This window comes from Pseudomonas sp. PDM13 (genome assembly GCF_025685765.1).
In the GTDB taxonomy this organism is placed as follows: domain Bacteria; phylum Pseudomonadota; class Gammaproteobacteria; order Pseudomonadales; family Pseudomonadaceae; genus Metapseudomonas; species Metapseudomonas solani.
The window spans coordinates 1-18,196 of record NZ_JAOTQU010000019.1 but is presented as its reverse complement, the minus strand read 5'-3'; the positions used below and the strand labels follow the sequence as shown (position 1 = coordinate 18,196).

The following is an 18,196-nucleotide window of genomic DNA, read 5'->3' as shown; positions in this document are numbered from 1 at the left end:
TTGCCGGGGTTTTTCCTCGCTTTGCTGAAAGGTCAGGCGGGACGGCTCAGACGATGCCGCCGTTGACCCGCAGCGTCTGGCCGTTGATCCAGCCGCCCTCCTCGCTGGCGAGGAAGGCCACCACCCCGGCGATGTCTTCCGGCTGGCCGAGACGCTGCAAGGGCGCCAGGTTGGCCAGGCGCGCCACGGTTTCCGCGTCCTTGCCGTCGAGGAACAGCTCGGTGGCGGTAGGCCCCGGCGCTACGCAGTTGACGGTGATGCCGCGGCCGCGCAGCTCCTTGGCGAACACCCGGCCCATGGCCTCCACCGCCGCCTTGGAGCCGGCATAGGCGGCGTAGCCCGGCAACGCCAGGCCCACCACGCTGGTGGAGAAGTTGATGATCCGCCCGCCATCGCGCAGGCGCTGCGCGGCCAGCTTCATGGTGTTGAAGGTGCCGCGGGTGTTGACCGCGAAAATCCGGTCATACAGCGCCTCGCTGGTATCGGCCAGGTCCACCAGGCCGGGCTGGATGATCCCGGCGTTGTTCACCAGCACATCGACCTCGCCGTACTCCAGCTCGGTCTGGTCGAAGAGCACGGCCACCGCCGCCGGGTCGCTGACGTCCGCGAGGATGGCGTACGCCCGGCCTCCGGCCTGGATGATCGAGCGCACCACCTGTTCGGCGGCCTCGGGGCGGGCGGCATAGTTGACGACGATCTGGAAGCCGTCGGCGGCAAGGCGTCGGGCGATGGCGGCACCTATCCCTCTGGAGGCGCCCGTGACGATTGCGGTTCTGGCAGGGTGCGGCATGGATTCCCTCCGGGAGGCCACGGCGACTTCAGGCAGGCCGGGCCTCCACTGGGTATAGCTGGCGGGGTCGCGGCCGTGATGCCGGTCATCCGCCAGAGGCGCCGCCGACGCGGCCAGCCGACGACACGTCACCCGCACCACCGGCTATTTGCCAGAACTGAGCAGTGCTCCGCTCATTGCACCCACGTACCTGGGAGATAATTGCCGATCCGCCGGCAGTCCATGGCCACCCGCCACCCCCTGCCCGGCATCCGCCCGGCTGAAAACCGAAGCGGCAACTACGCTAACGACAGGGACGTGGCCGGCCTCCCCCGATGGACGCCGCCACGCCCACCGCCCTCGCTCACCGGCGAAGGCGCATTTATCTGCCCGATAACAAGAAAGGGACATCAATGATCAAGAAGTACATCGCCGTCCTGGCCTGCGCACTGACTCTGCCCACCGGCTTCGCTGCCGCTGCGGAGGAAGCCCCCATCACCCTGCGCTTCTCCCACGTGGTCGCCGACGACACGCCCAAGGGCCAAGGCGCACTCATGTTCAAGAAGCTGGTGGAAGAACGCCTCGGCAGCCAGGTGAAGGTGGAGGTCTACCCCAACTCCACGCTGTTCGGCGACGCCGACGAGCTGCAGGCCCTGGCGGACGGCAAGGTGGACCTGCTGGCCCCGTCGCTGGCCAAGTTCGACCAGTACACCAAGCAGCTGCAGATATTCGACCTGCCCTTCCTGTTCGACGACCTCGAAGCCGTCAACCGCTTCCAGAAGCGCGCCAAGGGCCGCCAGCTGCTGCGCTCCATGGAAGACAAGGGCATCGTCGGCCTGGCCTATTGGCACAACGGCATGAAGCAGATGTCGGCCAATCGCGCCCTGCGCGCCCCCGCAGACGCCCGTGACCTGTCCTTCCGCATCCAGGCCTCCGGCGTGCTCGAAGCGCAGTTCGCCCAGCTCGGCGCCAAGGCCGTGCCGATGCCCTTCGCCGAAGCCTTCGCGGCGCTGCAGAGCGGCAAGGTCCAGGGCACCGAGAACACCTGGTCCAACCTCTACAGCCAGAAGCTGCACACCGTGCAACCCTTCATCACCGAAACCAACCACGGCGTGCTGGACTACATGCTGGTGACCAACTCGCGCACCTGGTACGCCATCCCGCACAAGACCCGTACCGAGCTGGAAGCCATCATCGACGAGGTCACCTTCGCGGTGAACCACGCCGCCGAGCAGCAGAACCTGGCCGATCGCCAGCGCATCCAGAGCAGCGGCAAGACCCAGCTGGTCACCCTCACCCCCGAGGAACGCCAGGCCTGGCGCACCGCCATGCAACCGGTGTGGGAGCAGTTCACCCCCGCCATCGGTGCCGACATCGTCAAGGCCGCGCAGATCGTCAACCGCAAGCAGTCGCAGTAACCCGCCTCAGGCCCGGGCCGGCACCTCGCCGCCCGGCGCCATCCCATAGCTGGCCGGGCTGAACACCCGGGTCAGCGCCAGCATCGCCAGCACCATCACCACCAGCACCACCCAGGCGCTGGTGAAGCTGCCCGTCACCTCCCGCAGCCAGCCCGTCAGCCAGGGCGACACCGCATTGATCAGGAAGCCGATGCCCTGCACGAAGGCCGCCAGTTGCCCCGCCTCGCGCGGGTCACGGCGATGGTCGAGGGTGAGGATCAGGCTCAGCGCGAAGCACGCGCCCAGGCCGAAGCCGATCAGCGCCACCCACAGCAGGGTCAGCTGCTGCGGCATCCACACCAACCCGGCGAAGCCCACCGCCTGGGCCGCCAGGCACAGCATCAACAGCGGACGGCGGTCCACACTGCGTTGGGCCAGGGCCGGCATCACCAACGCGGCCAGCACCTGGAACACCGTCATGAAGGCCAGCAGGGAGCCGCTGCGGGTCGGGCTCCAGCCCAATTGCTGATAGAAGGCCGGCAGCCAGGCCACCATGCTCATGTAGCCGCAGTTGATCAGCCCGAAGTACAGCGCCAGCGTCCAGGCGCGGCGGTCTCCCAGCAGCCTCGGCCCGCCGCCCGCCACGCGCGGTGCCGCGCTGCCCGCCATGGGCAGCCACAACCACAGCACCCAGGCCAGGGCCGCCGGCACCAGCCAGAAGCCCAGCCCCGCCTGCCAGTGGCCGAAATGCCCGGCCAGTACCGGGCTGAGCAAGGCCGACAGCCCGCCGCCGCTCATCAGCGACGCCGAATACAGCCCCATGGCCAGGGCCACGCGGCCGGCGAACTGGCGCTTGATCACCGCCGGCACCAGCGCCTGGATCAGCGCCACGCCAATGCCACCCAGCAGCGCCGTACCCAGCAGCGCGCCGCCCTGGTCGCACAGCCAGCGGGCCAGGCAGGCACTGAAGATCAACGCCAGTCCGATTGCCACGCCACGTCGCTCGCCCAAACGCGCTTCCAGGCGCACCGCCGCCAGGGCCACCAGGCCCATGCAGATCACCGGCAACGTGGTCAGCAGCGCCGTGCCCTGGAAGCTCAGGCCGGTGGCCGCGCGGATCTCGCCCAACAGCGGGCTCACCGAACCGAGGATCGGCCGCAGGTTCAGGCCCAGGGCCACCAACAGCAGCCAGGCGACCAGCGGGGTGCGGGTTTCAGCCTTGTGCATGCAGGTCCTTCCAGCGCTGGTAGAGCGCGGTGGCGCCCGCCTGGGGCAGGTGCCGCACCGGCAGGCGCTGCTGCGCCAGGGGCAGCGCCAACTGCTGGTAGATGGCCGCCGTGGAGAGACCGAAGGGCTCGCCCTCTTCATTGGCGATGGCGAACACCGCGCGGCTCACGCCGCTCAGGTGCATGGCGGCCAGGCACATTGGGCAGGGCTGGCCGCTGGCGTAGATCACGCAGCCCTCCAGGCGCGGGCCCAGGCTCTGGCTGGCGGCACGCATGGCCAGCAGCTCGGCGTGGGCGGTGGGGTCGCCGCTGAGGTGGATCTCGTTCACCGCCTCGGCCAGCACCGCGCCGTCTTTCACCAGCAGCGCACCGAACGGGCGGCCGCCCGCCTCCAGGTTGTCGCGAGCGAGCGCTACGGCCCGCTGCAGGTAGCCTTGATCGTCTTGCATGAAACCTCCGTTCTCAGGATGCGCCCGCTTCGCGAAGCAGATTGGCGATGGCGTGCTGGCCTCGGCGCTCAGCCTGTTTCAAAGGGCTGACACCACCGCCGTCGGGCAGATTCAGATCGGCGCCCGCCTCGATCAGCATCGCCACGATGCGCTGATGTGCCTCGCCGCCGTCGGCCAGCACAATGGCCTCCATCAGACAGGTCCAACCGAGCTTGTTGACGTGGTCCAGATCAACCCCAGCGTCGATCAGCAGGCGCACCGCGCCCACGTGGCCCCGCTCGCACGCGGGGATCAGCGCCGTGCCGCCGTAGCGGTTGGTGCTGCGCAGGTCGGCGCCGTGGGCGAGCGTCAGGGCCAGGATGTCCTCATGGCCGCTGGCACCAGCCAGCAGGTAGGCGCTGTCCTGGATGCGGTTCTTGCGGTTCACATCGGCGCCGGCCTCAATCAGGCGCCGGGCGATCGCCACCTGGTTGCCTGCAGTCGCCAGCAACAACGGCGTATTGCCGCCGGCGCCCGTGACGTCGACCGCCGCGCCCTGTTGCAGCAGGCGCTCCACAGCCGGCAGTTGTCCGTCACGCACGGCGCGCAGCAGATCGTTGTCAGCGGCCATGAGCGAGCCCGTCCAGAACAGCCCGGCCAGCCAGGCCGCCCGCAAAAGCGATGTGCAATGCCACATTGCAACTCTCCTTCGATGATCGAGCCGCGAGTATGGCGAGCGCCTGATGTATTATGAAATTAAATATATCCATGCCAATCAGTGGCAATAGGAATGATCAGCCATGTTCGACCCGCAACTCCTGCGCAGCTTCGTGGCAGTGGCCGACTGCGGCAACTTCACCCGCGCCGCCGAGCGCCTGCACCTCACCCAATCCACCGTCAGCCAGCAATTGCGTCGCCTGGAAGCCGACGCCGGCTGCCGCCTGCTCGACCGCAGCCAGCGCCGCGTGGTGGCCACGGTCGAAGGCGAGCGCCTGCTGGGCTATGCACGGCGCCTGCTCGCCCTGCAGGAAGAGGCGCGCGACGCCATGGGCGACCTGGAAAGCGTCGGTGTGCTGCGCCTGGGGGTGCCCGAGGACTTCGCCGCCGAACGCCTGATGCCGCTGCTGGCCGCCTTCGCCACCAACCACCCCGGCACACGCCTGGAGGTCACCAGCGGTCTCGGCCCCGACCTGCGCCGCGCCTGGCAGGGGGGTGAGTTCGACCTGCTGCTGGTCAAGCAGATGGGCGACAGCGACGACTGCCTCGCTTCCTGGCCGGAGCCCATGGGCTGGTTCGACAGCCGCGACAACCCGGTGCTGGGCCGCGAGCCCCTGCCCCTGGTGGCCTTCCCCGCCGGCGGCCTGTACCGCAACGAGATGCTCCACGGCCTCGACGTGCAGGGCCGCCGCTGGCGCATCGCCTACTCCAGCGCCAGCCTCGCCAGCGTCTGCTCCGCCGTCGCCGCCGGCCTCGGCATCAGCCTGCTACCCCTGCGCATCGCCACCGCCCAGCACCGCGTGCTCGACGCCAGCAGCGGCCTGCCCGACATCCAGGGCGTACGCCTCGCCCTCTACAGCCGCCCCGGCCAAGGCAGCGCCGGCCGTGAGCTGGAAGAGCGCCTGGTCAGGCTTTGTGGTGGGGGGAGCCAATAACCGCGATGCCCGGCACGAACGCTATTCGCGAATGAATTCGCTCCCACGACGGATGGACGTGACCGCTGCGTAGGGTGGATGGCGCTCTTTTCATCCACCGAGCGAAGCCGATCCCATGCACAGAGGCATTGGGCACCGCACAACCACATGGGTTTCGCTTCGCTCTACCCATCCTACGGACAGGATGTAGCCCGGGCTTCAGTCCGGGGGATGGGCGGCGTGCCAGCCGCCCCGCTCAGGGCGCCGGCTGCCCCTCGTCGTCGGAATCCACCTGCTCCAGCTTCGCCTGCTCCCAGCCGCCGCCCATGGCGGCGATGAGCTGGACGCTGGCGGTGAGGCGGGTGCCGGTGAGGCTGAGCACAGTGCGTTCGTTGGACAGGGCGGTGGCCTGGCTGGAGACCACGCTGCTGTAGTCCTGCAGGCCGGCCTTGTACTGGTTGGTGACCAGGCGCAGGGCCTCGCGGGCGGATTCCAGGGCCTCCTGCTGCACGCCGCTCTCCTCTTCCAGCACGCTGAGCTGGACCAGGTAATCCTCCACCTCGCGGAAGCTGTCGAGCACGGTCTGGCGGTAGCTGGCCACGGTCTGGTCGTAGCTGGCTTCGGCCTGGTCGACCTGGGAGCGGATCAGCCCGCCGTCGAACAGGTTGAGGGCGAACTCGGGGCCGATGGACCAGAAGCGGTTCGGCGTGCTGATCCAGTCGCTCAGGCCGCCACTGCGGTAGCCACCGGTGGCGCTGAGGTTGAGGCTGGGGTAGTAGGCGGCCTTGGAGACCCCGATCTGCGCGTTGGCGGCGATCACCTTGCGCTCGGCCGAGGCCACGTCCGGGCGGCGTTCCAGCAGTTGCGAGGGCACCAGCGCCGGCACCTGGGGCAGGCCCGGCACGCTGTCCACCTCGGCCAGGTCGAACTCGGCCGGCGGCACGCCGATGAGCACGGCGATGGCGTTCTCCAGCTGGGCGCGCTGGTACTTGAGGTCGATGGCCTGGGCCTGGGTGCTCTTCAGCTGGGTGCGCGCCTGGGCCACGTCAGCCCGGGTGACGATGCCGGCGCGGAACTGGTTCTCGGTGAGCTTCAGCGAGCGCTCGTAGGCCTGTACCGTGGCATCCAGCAGGCGCTTCTGCGCGTCCATCACCCGCAGTTGCAGGTAGTTCTGCGCCAGCTCGGACTGCTGGCTCAGGCGCACGGCGGCGAGGTCGGCGGCGCTGGCCTGCATGCTCGCGCTGTCGGCTTCCAGCTGGCGGCGCAGCTTGCCCCAGAGGTCCAGCTCCCAGCTCACGCCGAGGGTGGCGCTGTAGCTGTTGGAGATGCCGCCGCTGCCGCCACTGGTGACCGTGGAACCGTCGGACAGGCGCACGGTGCTGCTGCTCCCGCCCTGGCCGGAGCGGGTCTTGCTGGCGTTGGCGCTCACCGAGGGGAAGAACGAGGCACGCGCGCCCCGGGCCAGCGCCTGGGCCTGACGGAACTGGGCGACGGACTGCGCCAGGGTCTGGTTGGAGGTTTCCAGGCGCTTTTGCAGGTCGTTCAGGGTGGTGTCGCCGTACAGCTCCCACCAGGCGCCACGGGTCAGGGCGTCGGCGGGCGCGGCGGCCTTCCAGCCTTCGGCATGCTTGAACTGGGCGGGCACGGCATGGTCGGGCTGCTGGTAATCCGGCCCGATGGCACAACCGGCCAGGGCGATGGCCAGGGCCAGCACCGGGAACAGACGGCGGGTTTGCGGACTCATAGCGGTGTCTCCAGCGAAGCGTCGGTACGCACGCCGCGCCAGCGGTTGAAGCGATGGCGCAGGCGGTCGAGGTACAGGTAGACCACGGGGGTGGTGTAAAGGGTGAGGATCTGGCTCAGCACCAGGCCGCCGATGATGGTCACGCCCAGCGGCTGGCGCATCTCCGCGCCCTCGGCGCCGCCGATCAGCAGCGGCACCGCGCCGAGGATGGCGGCCAGGGTGGTCATCAGGATCGGCCGCAGGCGCAGCAGGCAGGCGCGGTGGATCGACTCCGCCGGCGACAGGCCGTCGTTGCGCTCCAGCTGCAGGGCCAGGTCGATCATCAGGATGGCGTTCTTCTTGACGATGCCGATGAGCAGGAACAGCCCCAGCAGCGAGATCAGGCTGAACTCGCCGCCCAGCAGCTGGATGGTCAACAGCGCGCCCACCCCCGCCGACGGCAGCGTCGAAAGGATGGTCAGCGGGTGGATGTAGCTCTCATAGAGGATGCCCAGCACCAGGTACACCAGCACCAGCGCGGCGAGGATCATCCACGGCTGGTTCTGCTGGGTGTCGGCGAAGGCGTCGGCGGTGCCGCCCAGGCGCGCGACCACGGCGCTGGGCATGCCGATGGCCGCCACCGCCTTCTCGATGGCCACGGTGGCCTGGTCCAGGCTCACGCCCGGCGCCAGGTCGAAGGAGATGCTCTCCGAGGCGAACTGGCCCTCGTGGTTGACCCGGTCCTCTTCCAGGCTGCGCTCGTAGCTGGCGAAGCTCGACAGCGGCACGCGCTGGCCGTCGGCGGTGATCACCTGCACCTGTTCGAGGGTGGCCGGGTCCTGGGCGTATTTCGGGTTGACCTCCATCACCACCTGGTACTGGTTGAGGCTGTCGTAGATGGTGGAGATCTGCCGCTGGCTGTAGGCGTTGTTGAGCACCGCCGTGACCATGTTCATGTCGATGCCCAGGCGCTTGGCCGTCTCGCGGTCCACCTTCAGGGTCACCTGCTGGGCGCCCTCGCCTTCCTTCGCGTCGATGGCGGTCAGTTCCGGCAGCGACTTCAGCGCGGCGGTCACCTGGGGCAGCCAGGTGCGCAGGTCGCCCAGGTCCTCGGCCTGCAGCACGTACTCGTACTGGGAGCTGCGCTGCTCGCGGGAGCCGCCGGCCATGATGTCCTGGTCGGCCATCAGCATCAGCCGGCCGCCGGGCACCAGGGGCATGTCCTTGCGCAGGCGCTCGATGACCTTCTGCGCCGACAGCTTGCGCTCCTTGATCGGCTTCAGGCGCACGATCATGAAGGCGTTGTTGATGCCGCCGCTGCCGCCGATGAAGCCGGCGACGCTTTCCACCGCCGGGTCCTTGAGCACGGCGCGGCGGAAGATCTCCATCTTCGGCTGCATCACGCTGAACGACAGGCCGTCGTCGCCACGGATGAAGCCGATCAGCTGCCCGGTGTCCTGCTGCGGCAGGAAGGTCTTGGGCACCACCACGTAGAGCGCGACGTTGAGACCGATGGTGATGAACAGGCTGAGCAGGGTCAGGCGCGGGTGGCGCAGGGCCCAGCCGAGGGTCACGTCGTAGAGCCGCGTCATGCGCTCGTGGATGGCCTCGCTCCAGCGCTGCATGCGGCTGTCCTTGTCCGGCACGTGGGGCTTGAGCCAGCGCGCGCAGAGCATCGGGGTCAGCGTCAGCGACACCAGCAGCGACACCAGGATGGCCGCCGCCAGGGTCAGGGAGAACTCGCGGAACATGCGGTCGATGATGCCGCCCATGAACAGGATGGAAACGAACACCACTACCAGCGACAGGTTCATCGACAGCAGGGTGAAGCCCACCTCGCGGGTGCCCTGCAGCGCCGCCTTGAACGGCGGCATGCCGTCGTTGATATGCCGCGAGATGTTCTCCAGCACCACGATGGCGTCGTCCACCACCAGCCCGGCTGCGAGGATCAGCGCCATCAGCGACAGCACGTTGAGGGAGAAGCCGAACAGGTACATCACCGCGAAGGTGCCCACCAGCGACACCGGCACCGCCAGCGCCGGGATCAGCGACGCGCGCAGGCTGCCGAGGAACAGGTAGACGACCAGTATCACCAGCACCACGGCGATCAGCAGGGTGCGCTCGGCCTCGTGCAGGGTGGCGCGGATCACCGGCGAGCGGTCCATCGCCTGGTTCAGCTTGACGCTGGCCGGCAGCACCGCCTGCAAGGTCGGCAGCTGCGCCTTGATGCTTTCGATGGTCTCGATGATGTTGGCGCCGGCCTGGCGGTTGATCACCAGCAGCACCGCGTTCTCGTCGTTGAAGAAGCCGCTGTTGTAGCGGTCCTCCACCGCATCGCGGACCCGGGCCACATCGCCCAGGCGCAGGGCCGAACCCTCCTGGTAGCGGAGGATCAGCGGCGCGTAGTCGGCGGCCTTCTCCAACTGGTCGTTGGCGCCCACCTGCCAATGCCGCGCGTCGTCCTCCACCGCGCCCTTGGGGCGGCGCTGGTTGGCGGCGGCGATGCGGCTGCGCACATCGTCCAGGGACAGGCCGTACTGATTGAGCAGCTGCGGCTCCAGCTCGACCCGCACCGCCGGCAGCGAACTGCCGCCGATCTGCACCTCGCCCACGCCCTTAACCTGGGACAGGCTCTGGGCCAGGATGGTCGAGGCCAGGTCGTACAGCTGGCCCTTCTCCAGCACGTCGGAGGTCAGCGACAGCACCATGATCGGCGCCTGGGACGGGTTGACCTTCTTGTAGGTGGGCATGCTGCGCATACCGCTGGGCAGCAGGTTGCGCGAGGCGTTGATGGCCGCCTGCACATCGCGGGCGGCGCCGTTGATGTCACGGTCCAGGTCGAACTGGATGATGATCCGCGTCGAGCCCTGGCTGGTGCGGCTGGTCATCTGGGTGACGCCGGACATGGTCCCCAGCGAGCGCTCCAGCGGCGTGGTCACGCTGGACGCCATGATCTCCGGGCTCGCCCCGGGCAGGCTCGCCTGCACCGTGATCACCGGGAAATCCATCTGCGGCAGCGGCGACACCGGCAACAACCCGAAACTCATGCCGCCCAGCAGCATGATGGCCAGGCTCAGAAGCATGGTGGCGACGGGGCGGTGGATGAACGGGGCGGATAGGTTCATGGCTGAACACAGCTCCAAGCGACACGCTTCAAGCCGCAAGAAAAGAGCAAGCCAACACCGACGTCCTCAGCCGCGCACAACCCCTTGCAGCTTGAAGCTTGCAACTTGCCGCTGACGCCCGTCATACCTCCACCCCCGCCGCACTGCGGCCGGCGAAGCGCCGCGACAACCGATCGAAGGCCAGATAAATAACGGGCGTCGTAAACAACGTCAGCACCTGGCTGACCAGCAAACCGCCGACCATCACCAGGCCCAGGGGCTGGCGCAGCTCCGCGCCGGAGCCGGTGGCGAGCATCAGCGGCACGGCGCCGAACAACGCGGCCAGGGTGGTCATCAGGATCGGCCGGAAGCGCAGCAGCGCGGCTTGGTAGATGGCGTCCTCGGGGCTCATGCCCTGGTTGCGTTCGGCCTCCAGGGCGAAGTCGATCATCATGATCGCGTTCTTCTTGACGATGCCGATCAGCAGGATGATGCCGATGATGGCGATCAGGCCCAGGTCGTTGCCCGACAGCAGCAGCGCCAGCAAGGCGCCGACGCCCGCCGAGGGCAGCGTGGAGAGGATGGTCACCGGGTGGATGTAGCTCTCGTAGAGCACGCCCAGGACGATGTACATGGTCACCACCGCCGCCAGGATCAGCAGCAGCGTGCTCGACAGCGAGGCCTCGAAGGCCGCCGCCGCACCCTGGAAGCGGGTCTGGATGCCTTCCGGCATGCCGATCTCCTGCTGCACCCGCTCGATCACCGCCACCGCCTCGCCCAGGGCGACGCCGGGGGCCAGGTTGAACGACAGGTTCACCGCCGGGAACTGGCCGATGTGGTTGATCGCCAGCTCCGTCTGCCGCTCCTCGATGCGCGCCAGGGTGGCCAACGGCACCTGCACGCCGTCGGTGCCGGCGACGCGCAGCTGCTGCAGCGCCTGCGGGCCGATGCGGTCACCAGTGGCCGACTCCAGCACCACGCGGTACTGGCTGGCCTGGGTGAAGATGGTGGAGATCTGCCGCTGGCCGAAGGCGTCGTAGAGCGCGTCGGTGATGGCGGAAATCTCCACCCCCAGGCGCCCGGCCATGTCGCGGTCGATGTCCAGGTACACCTGCAGGCCCTTGTCCTGCAGGTCGCTGGCCACGTCCGAGAGCTCCGGTTGCTGGCTCAGGGCGTCCACCAGCTTGCCGGTCCACTCGCGCAGCAGGTCGGCGTCCGGGGATTCCATGCTGAACTGGAACTGGGTGCGGCTGACCCGGTCCTCGATGGTCAGGTCCTGCACCGGCTGCAGGTACAGGCGGATGTCACTGAGCTTGTCCAGCTGCGGCTGCAGACGCTGGATCACCTCGCTGGCGGTGAGGTCACGCTCGCCGTGGGGCTTGAGGTTGATCAGCATGCGCCCGCTGTTGAGGGTGACGTTGTCGCCGTCGACGCCGATGTAGGACGTCAGGCTGGCCACCGCCGGGTCCTTCAGCACCAGTTCGGCGAGGCGCTGCTGGCGCTCGCTCATGGCGCGGAACGACACCGATTGCGGCGCCTCGGTGATGCCCTGGATCACGCCCGTGTCCTGCACCGGGAAGAAGCCCTTGGGCACCGCCAGGTAGAGCACCACGGTCAGGCCCAGGGTGGCGACCGCCACCAGCAGGGTCAGCGGCTGGTGGCGCAGCACCCAGCGCAGGCCGTGGGAATAGCGTTCGATCATGCCGTCGATGAAGGCACCGCTGACGCGGTAGAAGCGACCCTGTTCCTTCTCTTCCGGCTCGGGCTTGAGCAGTCGCGCGCACATCATCGGCGTCAGGGTCAGCGACACCACCAGGGAAATCAGGATGGCCACCGCCAGGGTGATGGCGAACTCGCGGAACAGCCGCCCGACCACATCGGCCATGAACAGCAGCGGGATCAGCACGGCGATCAGCGAGAAGGTCAGGGAGATCAGGGTGAAGCCGATCTGCCGGGCGCCCTTGAGCGCGGCCTCCAGCGGCGTGGCGCCCTCCTCCAGGTGGCGGGCGATGTTCTCCAGCATGACGATGGCGTCGTCCACCACGAAGCCGGTGGCGATGGTCAGGGCCATCAGCGTCAGGTTGTTCACCGAGAAGCCGGCCAGGTACATCACCCCGAAGGTGCCCACCAGGGACAGCGGCACGGCGATGGACGGGATCAGCGTGGCGCTGACCCGGCGCAGGAACAGGAAGGTCACCATCACCACCAGGGCGATGGCGATCAGCAGCTCGTGCTGCACGTCGGTGACCGAAGCGCGGATGGTCTGGGTGCGGTCGGTGAGCACCACCACGTCCAGGCCCGCCGGCAGGTTGGCGGTCATCTTCGGCAGCAGTTCCTGGATGCGGTCCACCACCTCGATGACGTTGGCGCCGGGCTGGCGCTGGATGTTCAGCAGCACCGCCTCGTTCTGGTTGGCCCAGGCGGCCAGGCGTTCGTTCTCCGCACCCTCGACTATGGTCGCCACGTCCTTCAGGCGCAGCGCTGCGCCGTTCTGGTAGGCGAGGATGAGGTTGGCGTATTCCTCCGGCGACTTCAGCTGGTCATTGGCGTCCAGCATCGAGGTGCGGGTCGGGCCGTCGAAGTTGCCCTTGGGCTGGTTGACGTTGGACGCGCTGACCAGGGAGCGCACGTCGGACAGGTTCAGGCCGTTGGCGGCGAGCGCCTCCGGGTTGACCTTGATCCGCACCGCCTGGCGCTGGCCGCCGGCGATGCTGACCATGCCGACGCCACTGATCTGCGACAGCTTCTGCGCCATGCGCGTGTCGACCAGGGTGTGCAATTGCGGCAGCGGCAGGGTCTTGGAGCTCACCGCCAGGGTCAGCACCGGGGTGTCGGCCGGGTTGACCTTGTTATAGACGGGGGGCGCCGGCAGGTCGTTGGGCAGCAGGTTGTTGGCCGCGTTGATGGCCGCCTGCACTTCCTGCTCGGCCACGTCCAGCTGCACCTCCAGGCTGAAGCGCAGGGTGATCACCGAGGCGCCGCCGGAGCTGGTGGACGACATCTGCGTCAGCCCCGGCATCTGCCCGAACTGGCGCTCCAGCGGCGCGGTCACGGCGCTGGTCATCACGTCCGGGCTGGCGCCCGGGTACAGGGTCATGACGCGGATGGTCGGGTAGTCCACCTCCGGCAGCGCCGAAACCGGCAGCAGGCGGTAGGCGATCAGGCCGGCGAGGAGGATCGCCAGCATGCTCAGCGTGGTGGCGACCGGCCGCAGGATGAACAGGCGGGAGATGTTCATACGCCGCCTTTTTCAGCCTTGCCGCCCTTCTCGGCGCCCTTGTCCGCGCCTTGCAGCTGCTCGCTGGGCTGGGTCGGTACCTGGTCGCTGTCGTGCACCACCTCCACCTCGCTGCCGTCGCGCAGGCGGTCGGTGCCTTCCAGCACCACGCGCTCGCCGACCTTGAGCCCGGCCTTGATCACGGTGCGCTCGCCATCGCTCGGGCCGGTTTCCAGGGCCTGTACGCGCACCTTCTTGTCGCCGTCCATCACGTAGGCGAAGGTGCCCTGGCTGCCGAACTGCACGGCGGCGGACGGGATCAGCACCGACTGCTTGAGGGTGTCGGCCAGCAGGCGCACGTTGACGAACTGGTTGGGGAACAGCGTCTCGCCCTCGTTGGCGAAGCGCGCCTTGAACTTCAGGGTGCCGGTGGCGGTGTCGATCTGGTTGTCCAGGCTCTGCAGCACGCCCTCGGCCTGCTTCAGGGTGTCGCCACGGTCCCAGGCTTCCACCGCCAGGGCATTGCCCGCACGGAAGCGCGTGACCACCGCCGGCAACTGGTTCTCCGGCAGGGTGAAGGTGACGCTGATGGGCTTGGTCTGGGTGATCACCACCAGCGGCGTGGTATCGCCGGAGCTGACCTGGTTGCCCAGGTCCACCTGGCGCAGGCCCACGCGGCCGGATACCGGGGCGCGCACCTGGGTGAAGCTGAGGTTGAGCTTGGCATCGGCCACCGCGGCCTGGTTGGCCTTCACCGTGCCCTTGTACTGGCCCACCAGGGCTTCCTGGGTGTCCAGGGTCTGCTTGGCGATGCTGTCCTCGGCGTACAGGCCGCGGTAGCGCGCCAGGTCGATCTCGGCGTTCTTCAGCTGCGCCTGGTTCTGCAGCAGCGTGCCCTCGGCCTGCTGCAGCGCCACGTCATAGGGGCGCGGGTCGATCACCGCCAGCAGGTCGCCGGCCTTCACCTGCTGGCCTTCCTCGAAGGCCAGCTTCATCACCTCGCCGTTGACCCGGCTGCGCACGTTCACCGTGTTCAGCGAGGTCACGGTGCCCAGTGCCTTGTAGAACACCGGGAAGTCACCTTCGCTGGCGGCGGCCACGCGCACCGGCACCGGCCCGCCGAACGCGCCGAAGCCCGGGCGCGCCATGCCGGCGGGGCCGGGTCGGGTGCGGGTCGCCTCCCCTTCCGGGTGCTTGGACGAGGCCGGCCAGAACCACCACACCAGCGCCACCAGGGCGGCCAGGCAGAGGGTGATGATCAGCCAGTTGCGGGAAGGACGGGGGCGCGAGTCTTGTATCGAGGACATGATTCAGGGTCGGTCTGTGCGAGAGCGTGCACGATAAGCACTCGGCGCCCATAGGCAAAGTCTCTTTACCGCCTATTTACCCATTCCTTACCGCAGCGATGGCGCGCCCTTGAGCGGTGGCGGCCCTTGGCGGCTCCCTGCGCAAATGTCACATCTCCTTTCCGCGCCCGCTCTTGTCCATCAAGCCGCCCCGCGCGACCATGCGCGCTTGCCTTGCCGATTATTGGGAGCGCCCCGTGTTCGAACGACTCAAGCAGCAGTTCTCCACCCTGCGCAGCCGCGCCGACTTCCACGCCCTGCGCATCGTCCGCCAGAGCGGCGAGCACTGCCGGGTACGGCGCAATGTCGCCGAGCCGCCGTTCTTCTCCAGCGACCTGGGCGCCATGCTCAGCGTGCGCATCGATGGCGTCGAAGCCTATGCCGCCACCAGCGACCTCAGCACCGAAGGCCTGCAGCGCGCCCTCGACCTGGCCGAAGCCCGCGCCCGGCTGATCGCCCCGCACAACCTGGTGGACGCCCGCGTCGCCCCGCCCCAGGGCCGCGCCGAGTACCGCTCCCCGGGCCTCGACACCCCGCTGCCCGGCATCGCCGAGCGCATCGAGCTGCTGCGCGAGGAGTCCGCCGCGGTGCCCGCCGACCCGCGCCTGGTCAACTGGACGCTGCTGCTCAGCGTCAACCGCCACGAGCAGCTCTACCTCAACAGCGCCGGCGCCGAGCACTGGCAGGAACTGCAGTTCGTCTACCCCGGCGCCAGCGTCACCGCCTTCGACGGCCACGACAGCCAGACCCGCAGCTTCGGTGGCTACCACGGCGGCCAGCAGGGCGGCGCCGAGGTCATCCAGCGCCTCGGTCTGCGCGGCTCGGCACCCCGCGTGGCCGACGAGGCGCTGCAGTTGCTGCTGGCGCCCAACACCCCGGAAGGCCCGCGCGACCTGCTGCTGATGCCCGAGCAGATGATGCTGCAGATCCACGAATCCATCGGCCACCCGCTGGAGCTGGACCGCATCCTCGGCGACGAGCGCAACTACGCCGGCACCAGCTTCATCCGCCAGGAGGACTTCGGTCACTACCAGTACGGCTCGGCGCTGCTCAACGTCAGCTTCGACCCGGGCATCCCCGAGGAGCTGGCCAGCTACGGCCACGACGACGACGGCAGCGCCGCGCAGAAAACCCTGCTGATCGAGAAGGGCCTGCTCCTGCGCCCCCTCGGCGGCGCCCTCTCGCAGCAACGCAGCGGCCTGCCGGGCGTGGCCAACAGCCGCGCCTGCAACTGGAACCGCGCGCCCATCGACCGCATGGCCAACCTCAACATCGAGCCCGGCAACCAGCGCCTGGAGCAACTGGTCGGCGGCATCGAGCGCGGCATCCTGATGACCACCAACCGCTCCTGGTCCATCGACGACGCGCGCAACAAGTTCCAGTTCGGCTGCGAATGGGGCCAGCTCATCGAAAACGGCGAGCTCAAGGGCGTGGTGAAGAACCCCAACTACCGGGGCATCTCCGCCAGCTTCTGGCGCAGCCTCGCCGCAGTGGGCGACGCCAGCACCTTCGAGGTGCTCGGCACGCCCTTCTGCGGCAAGGGCGAGCCCAACCAGGTGGTGCGGGTGGGCCATGCGTCCCCCGCCTGCGTGTTCAGCCAGGTCGACGTATTCGGAGGTGCCGCCTGATGAGCGTCCATATCGACTCCCGCGAAGCCGGCTTCGCCGCCCTCGCCGACTCCCTGCGCCAGGCCATGCGCCCCGGCGAAGACTTCACCCTCTGGTACAGCGCCGAGGAATCCGACTTCATCCGCTTCAACCACGCCCGCGTGCGCCAGGCCGGCCATGTGTCCCAGGCCGGCGCCACCCTGCAGCTGATCGCCGCCGAGCGCCAGGCGCAGATGGCCGTCACCCTCTCCGGCCAGCCGGACGAAGACCGCCAGCGCCTGGCCGACGGCCTCGAACGCCTGCGCGCGGTGATCGGCCAGCTGCCGCCCGACCCCTACCTGATGCCCGACCGCACGCCCTGGCAGCGCCGCCATGTCGACAGCCAGCCGCTGCCCGACCCGGCCGCCGTGCTGCCTTGCATCAGCGCCGCCGCCGAGGGGCTGGACATGGTCGGCATCTACGCCGCCGGCCCGCTCTACCGGGGCTTCGCCAACAGCTGGGGCGCCTTCGGCTGGCACAGCGCCCACTGTTTCAACTTCGACTTCAGCCTGTTCCACGCCAACGGCCAGGCGGTGAAGGCCGACTACGCCGGCCAGGGCTGGAACGACGAGGAATTCCTCCGCCGCTTCGCCGCCGCCCGCGCCCAGCTGGAGCACCTGGGCAAGCCGCTGCGCATCCTCGCCCCGGGCGGCTACCGCGCCTACATCGCCCCGGCGGCGCTGGAGGAGATCACCGGCATGCTCTGCTGGGGCGGCTTCTCCGCCCGCGCCCTGGCCAGCAAGGAAAGCCCGCTACAACGCCTGGACGACGGCGCCCGCTTCAGCCCGCTGCTGGGCCTGCACGAACAAGTGGCCGGAGCCCTCTCGCCACCCTTCACCGCCGAGGGCTCGCCGCGCAGCGACGTCGCGCTCATCCAGCGGGGCCGCCTCACCGGCCGCCTGGTGGGCTCACGCAGCGCCCGTGAATACGGCCTGCCCGGCAACGGCGCCAGCGGCGACGAAAATCCCCTGGCCCTGGTGATGGACGCCGGCACCCTGCCCGAAGCCGACGCCCTCGCCGCCCTCGGCACCGGCCTCTACATCGGCAACCTCTGGTACCTCAACTGGTCCGACCTGCCCGCCGCCCGCATCACCGGCATGACCCGCTTCGCCACCTTCTGGGTGGAGGACGGGCGCATCCAGGCGCCGGTCAGCACCATGCGCTTCGACGACAGCCTCTTCGACCTCCTCGGCGACCAGCTCGAAGCCCTCACCGCCGAACGCCAGCTGCGCCTCTCCGCCAGCACCTACGACGAACGCCAGACCCTCTCCTCCCTCCTCCCCGGCGCCCTGGTCAAGCGCCTGCAGCTCACGCTATAGCGCCACACTCCCCCGTAGCCCGGGCTTCAGCCCGGGAGCGGGTTTCCCCCGCCCTACGGAGCCGACCGGTCAGTCCTGGCACGCCTCGTAGGAGCGAGCTCTGCTCGCGAAGCTGTTGCTCGAACCCGTGGGAGCGAATTCATTCGCGATGAAACACCCGCCCACTCGCAGCCCGGTGCCGGCGGTGAGCCCTTCGCGGCTAAAGCCGCTCCCACAAGGAATGCCCGCAGCGAGGCCACACATCGCTGCGTTGGGCCTCGCTGCGCTCGGCGCCAACCTACGGCACCGAGCCCCTCGTAGGTCGGGTGAAACCCGACACCCCGACCCACCACCACGCGGGTTTCCCCCGCCCTACGGAGCCGACCGGTCAGTCCTGGCACGCCTCGTAGG

At 68.9% G+C, this 18,196-nt stretch carries 12 protein-coding genes; 4 read left to right on the top strand and 8 right to left on the bottom strand.

All coding sequences use genetic code 11. The features are described 5' to 3' along the window. Positions 1-46 precede the first annotated feature (46 nt). Positions 47-790, bottom strand: a complete 744-nt coding sequence (locus tag OEJ36_RS19335) for an SDR family oxidoreductase (protein WP_263402908.1) — start codon at positions 788-790, stop codon at positions 47-49. Between the two features lie 392 nt (positions 791-1,182). On the opposite strand from OEJ36_RS19335, the gene OEJ36_RS19330 reads away from it, so the two are divergent. Beyond that, a complete protein-coding gene (locus tag OEJ36_RS19330) occupies positions 1,183-2,187 on the top strand; it encodes a TRAP transporter substrate-binding protein (RefSeq protein ID WP_263402907.1) in 1,005 nt (334 codons plus the stop codon). 6 nt (positions 2,188-2,193) lie between these two features. Here OEJ36_RS19330 and OEJ36_RS19325 read toward each other — a convergent pair whose 3' ends face one another. The 3 genes from OEJ36_RS19325 to OEJ36_RS19315 are packed head-to-tail and all read right to left on the bottom strand — an operon-like array spanning position 2,194 to position 4,517. Further along, positions 2,194-3,393 (bottom strand): CynX/NimT family MFS transporter, encoded by a 1,200-nt coding sequence (locus OEJ36_RS19325; RefSeq protein WP_263402906.1) that lies wholly within the window; start codon positions 3,391-3,393, stop codon positions 2,194-2,196. Beyond that, positions 3,380-3,841 carry a nucleoside deaminase gene (locus tag OEJ36_RS19320; RefSeq protein ID WP_263402904.1) on the bottom strand — a complete coding sequence of 154 codons (462 nt, stop codon included), beginning with the start codon at positions 3,839-3,841 and terminating at the stop codon, positions 3,380-3,382. Before OEJ36_RS19320 ends, OEJ36_RS19325 begins: the two co-directional genes overlap by 14 nt. A 13-nt stretch (positions 3,842-3,854) precedes the next feature. After that, complete coding sequence (locus OEJ36_RS19315) at positions 3,855-4,517, bottom strand: ankyrin repeat domain-containing protein (RefSeq protein ID WP_263402903.1); 663 nt, start codon at positions 4,515-4,517, stop codon at positions 3,855-3,857. A gap of 103 nt (positions 4,518-4,620) precedes the next feature. Between OEJ36_RS19315 and OEJ36_RS19310 the strand changes: the two genes are divergently transcribed. Further along, positions 4,621-5,472, top strand: a complete 852-nt coding sequence (locus OEJ36_RS19310; protein ID WP_263402901.1) for a LysR family transcriptional regulator — start codon at positions 4,621-4,623, stop codon at positions 5,470-5,472. A 235-nt stretch (positions 5,473-5,707) separates the two neighbouring features. On the opposite strand, the gene OEJ36_RS19305 is transcribed toward OEJ36_RS19310, so the two are convergent. The 4 genes from OEJ36_RS19305 to OEJ36_RS19290 form a co-directional block, all read right to left on the bottom strand. Further along, positions 5,708-7,195: an efflux transporter outer membrane subunit gene (locus OEJ36_RS19305; protein ID WP_263402900.1), complete on the bottom strand. Its 1,488-nt coding sequence runs from the start codon at positions 7,193-7,195 to the stop codon at positions 5,708-5,710. Continuing rightward, complete coding sequence (locus OEJ36_RS19300) at positions 7,192-10,299, bottom strand: efflux RND transporter permease subunit (protein ID WP_263402899.1); 3,108 nt, start codon at positions 10,297-10,299, stop codon at positions 7,192-7,194. Before OEJ36_RS19300 ends, OEJ36_RS19305 begins: the two co-directional genes overlap by 4 nt. Before the next feature lie 121 nt (positions 10,300-10,420). Further along, the gene (locus OEJ36_RS19295) at positions 10,421-13,516 is read right to left on the bottom strand and encodes an MdtB/MuxB family multidrug efflux RND transporter permease subunit (protein ID WP_263402897.1); all 3,096 of its coding nucleotides are present in this window, start codon (positions 13,514-13,516) and stop codon (positions 10,421-10,423) included. Beyond that, complete coding sequence (locus OEJ36_RS19290) at positions 13,513-14,805, bottom strand: MdtA/MuxA family multidrug efflux RND transporter periplasmic adaptor subunit (protein WP_411861037.1); 1,293 nt, start codon at positions 14,803-14,805, stop codon at positions 13,513-13,515. Before OEJ36_RS19290 ends, OEJ36_RS19295 begins: the two co-directional genes overlap by 4 nt. 233 nt (positions 14,806-15,038) lie before the next feature. Between OEJ36_RS19290 and OEJ36_RS19285 the strand changes: the two genes are divergently transcribed. Beyond that, a complete protein-coding gene (locus OEJ36_RS19285) occupies positions 15,039-16,469 on the top strand; it encodes a TldD/PmbA family protein (protein WP_031287584.1) in 1,431 nt (476 codons plus the stop codon). Then, the gene (locus tag OEJ36_RS19280) at positions 16,469-17,806 is read left to right on the top strand and encodes a TldD/PmbA family protein (protein WP_263402894.1); all 1,338 of its coding nucleotides are present in this window, start codon (positions 16,469-16,471) and stop codon (positions 17,804-17,806) included. The genes OEJ36_RS19285 and OEJ36_RS19280 overlap by 1 nt, the downstream gene beginning before the upstream one ends. Positions 17,807-18,196: the final 390 nt, after the last annotated feature.

What these genes read in the sequence shown, in the direction of transcription:
- OEJ36_RS19295 (WP_263402897.1), bottom strand. Translation starts at nt 13,516, where the DNA reads ATGAACATCTCCCGCCTGTTCATCCTGCGGCCGGTCGCCACCACGCTG.
- OEJ36_RS19335 (WP_263402908.1), bottom strand. Translation starts at nt 790, where the DNA reads ATGCCGCACCCTGCCAGAACCGCAATCGTCACGGGCGCCTCCAGAGGG.
- OEJ36_RS19310 (WP_263402901.1), top strand. Translation starts at nt 4,621, where the DNA reads ATGTTCGACCCGCAACTCCTGCGCAGCTTCGTGGCAGTGGCCGACTGC.
- OEJ36_RS19325 (WP_263402906.1), bottom strand. Translation starts at nt 3,393, where the DNA reads ATGCACAAGGCTGAAACCCGCACCCCGCTGGTCGCCTGGCTGCTGTTG.
- OEJ36_RS19300 (WP_263402899.1), bottom strand. Translation starts at nt 10,299, where the DNA reads ATGAACCTATCCGCCCCGTTCATCCACCGCCCCGTCGCCACCATGCTT.
- OEJ36_RS19320 (WP_263402904.1), bottom strand. Translation starts at nt 3,841, where the DNA reads ATGCAAGACGATCAAGGCTACCTGCAGCGGGCCGTAGCGCTCGCTCGC.
- OEJ36_RS19305 (WP_263402900.1), bottom strand. Translation starts at nt 7,195, where the DNA reads ATGAGTCCGCAAACCCGCCGTCTGTTCCCGGTGCTGGCCCTGGCCATC.
- OEJ36_RS19280 (WP_263402894.1), top strand. Translation starts at nt 16,469, where the DNA reads ATGAGCGTCCATATCGACTCCCGCGAAGCCGGCTTCGCCGCCCTCGCC.
- OEJ36_RS19330 (WP_263402907.1), top strand. Translation starts at nt 1,183, where the DNA reads ATGATCAAGAAGTACATCGCCGTCCTGGCCTGCGCACTGACTCTGCCC.
- OEJ36_RS19315 (WP_263402903.1), bottom strand. Translation starts at nt 4,517, where the DNA reads ATGTGGCATTGCACATCGCTTTTGCGGGCGGCCTGGCTGGCCGGGCTG.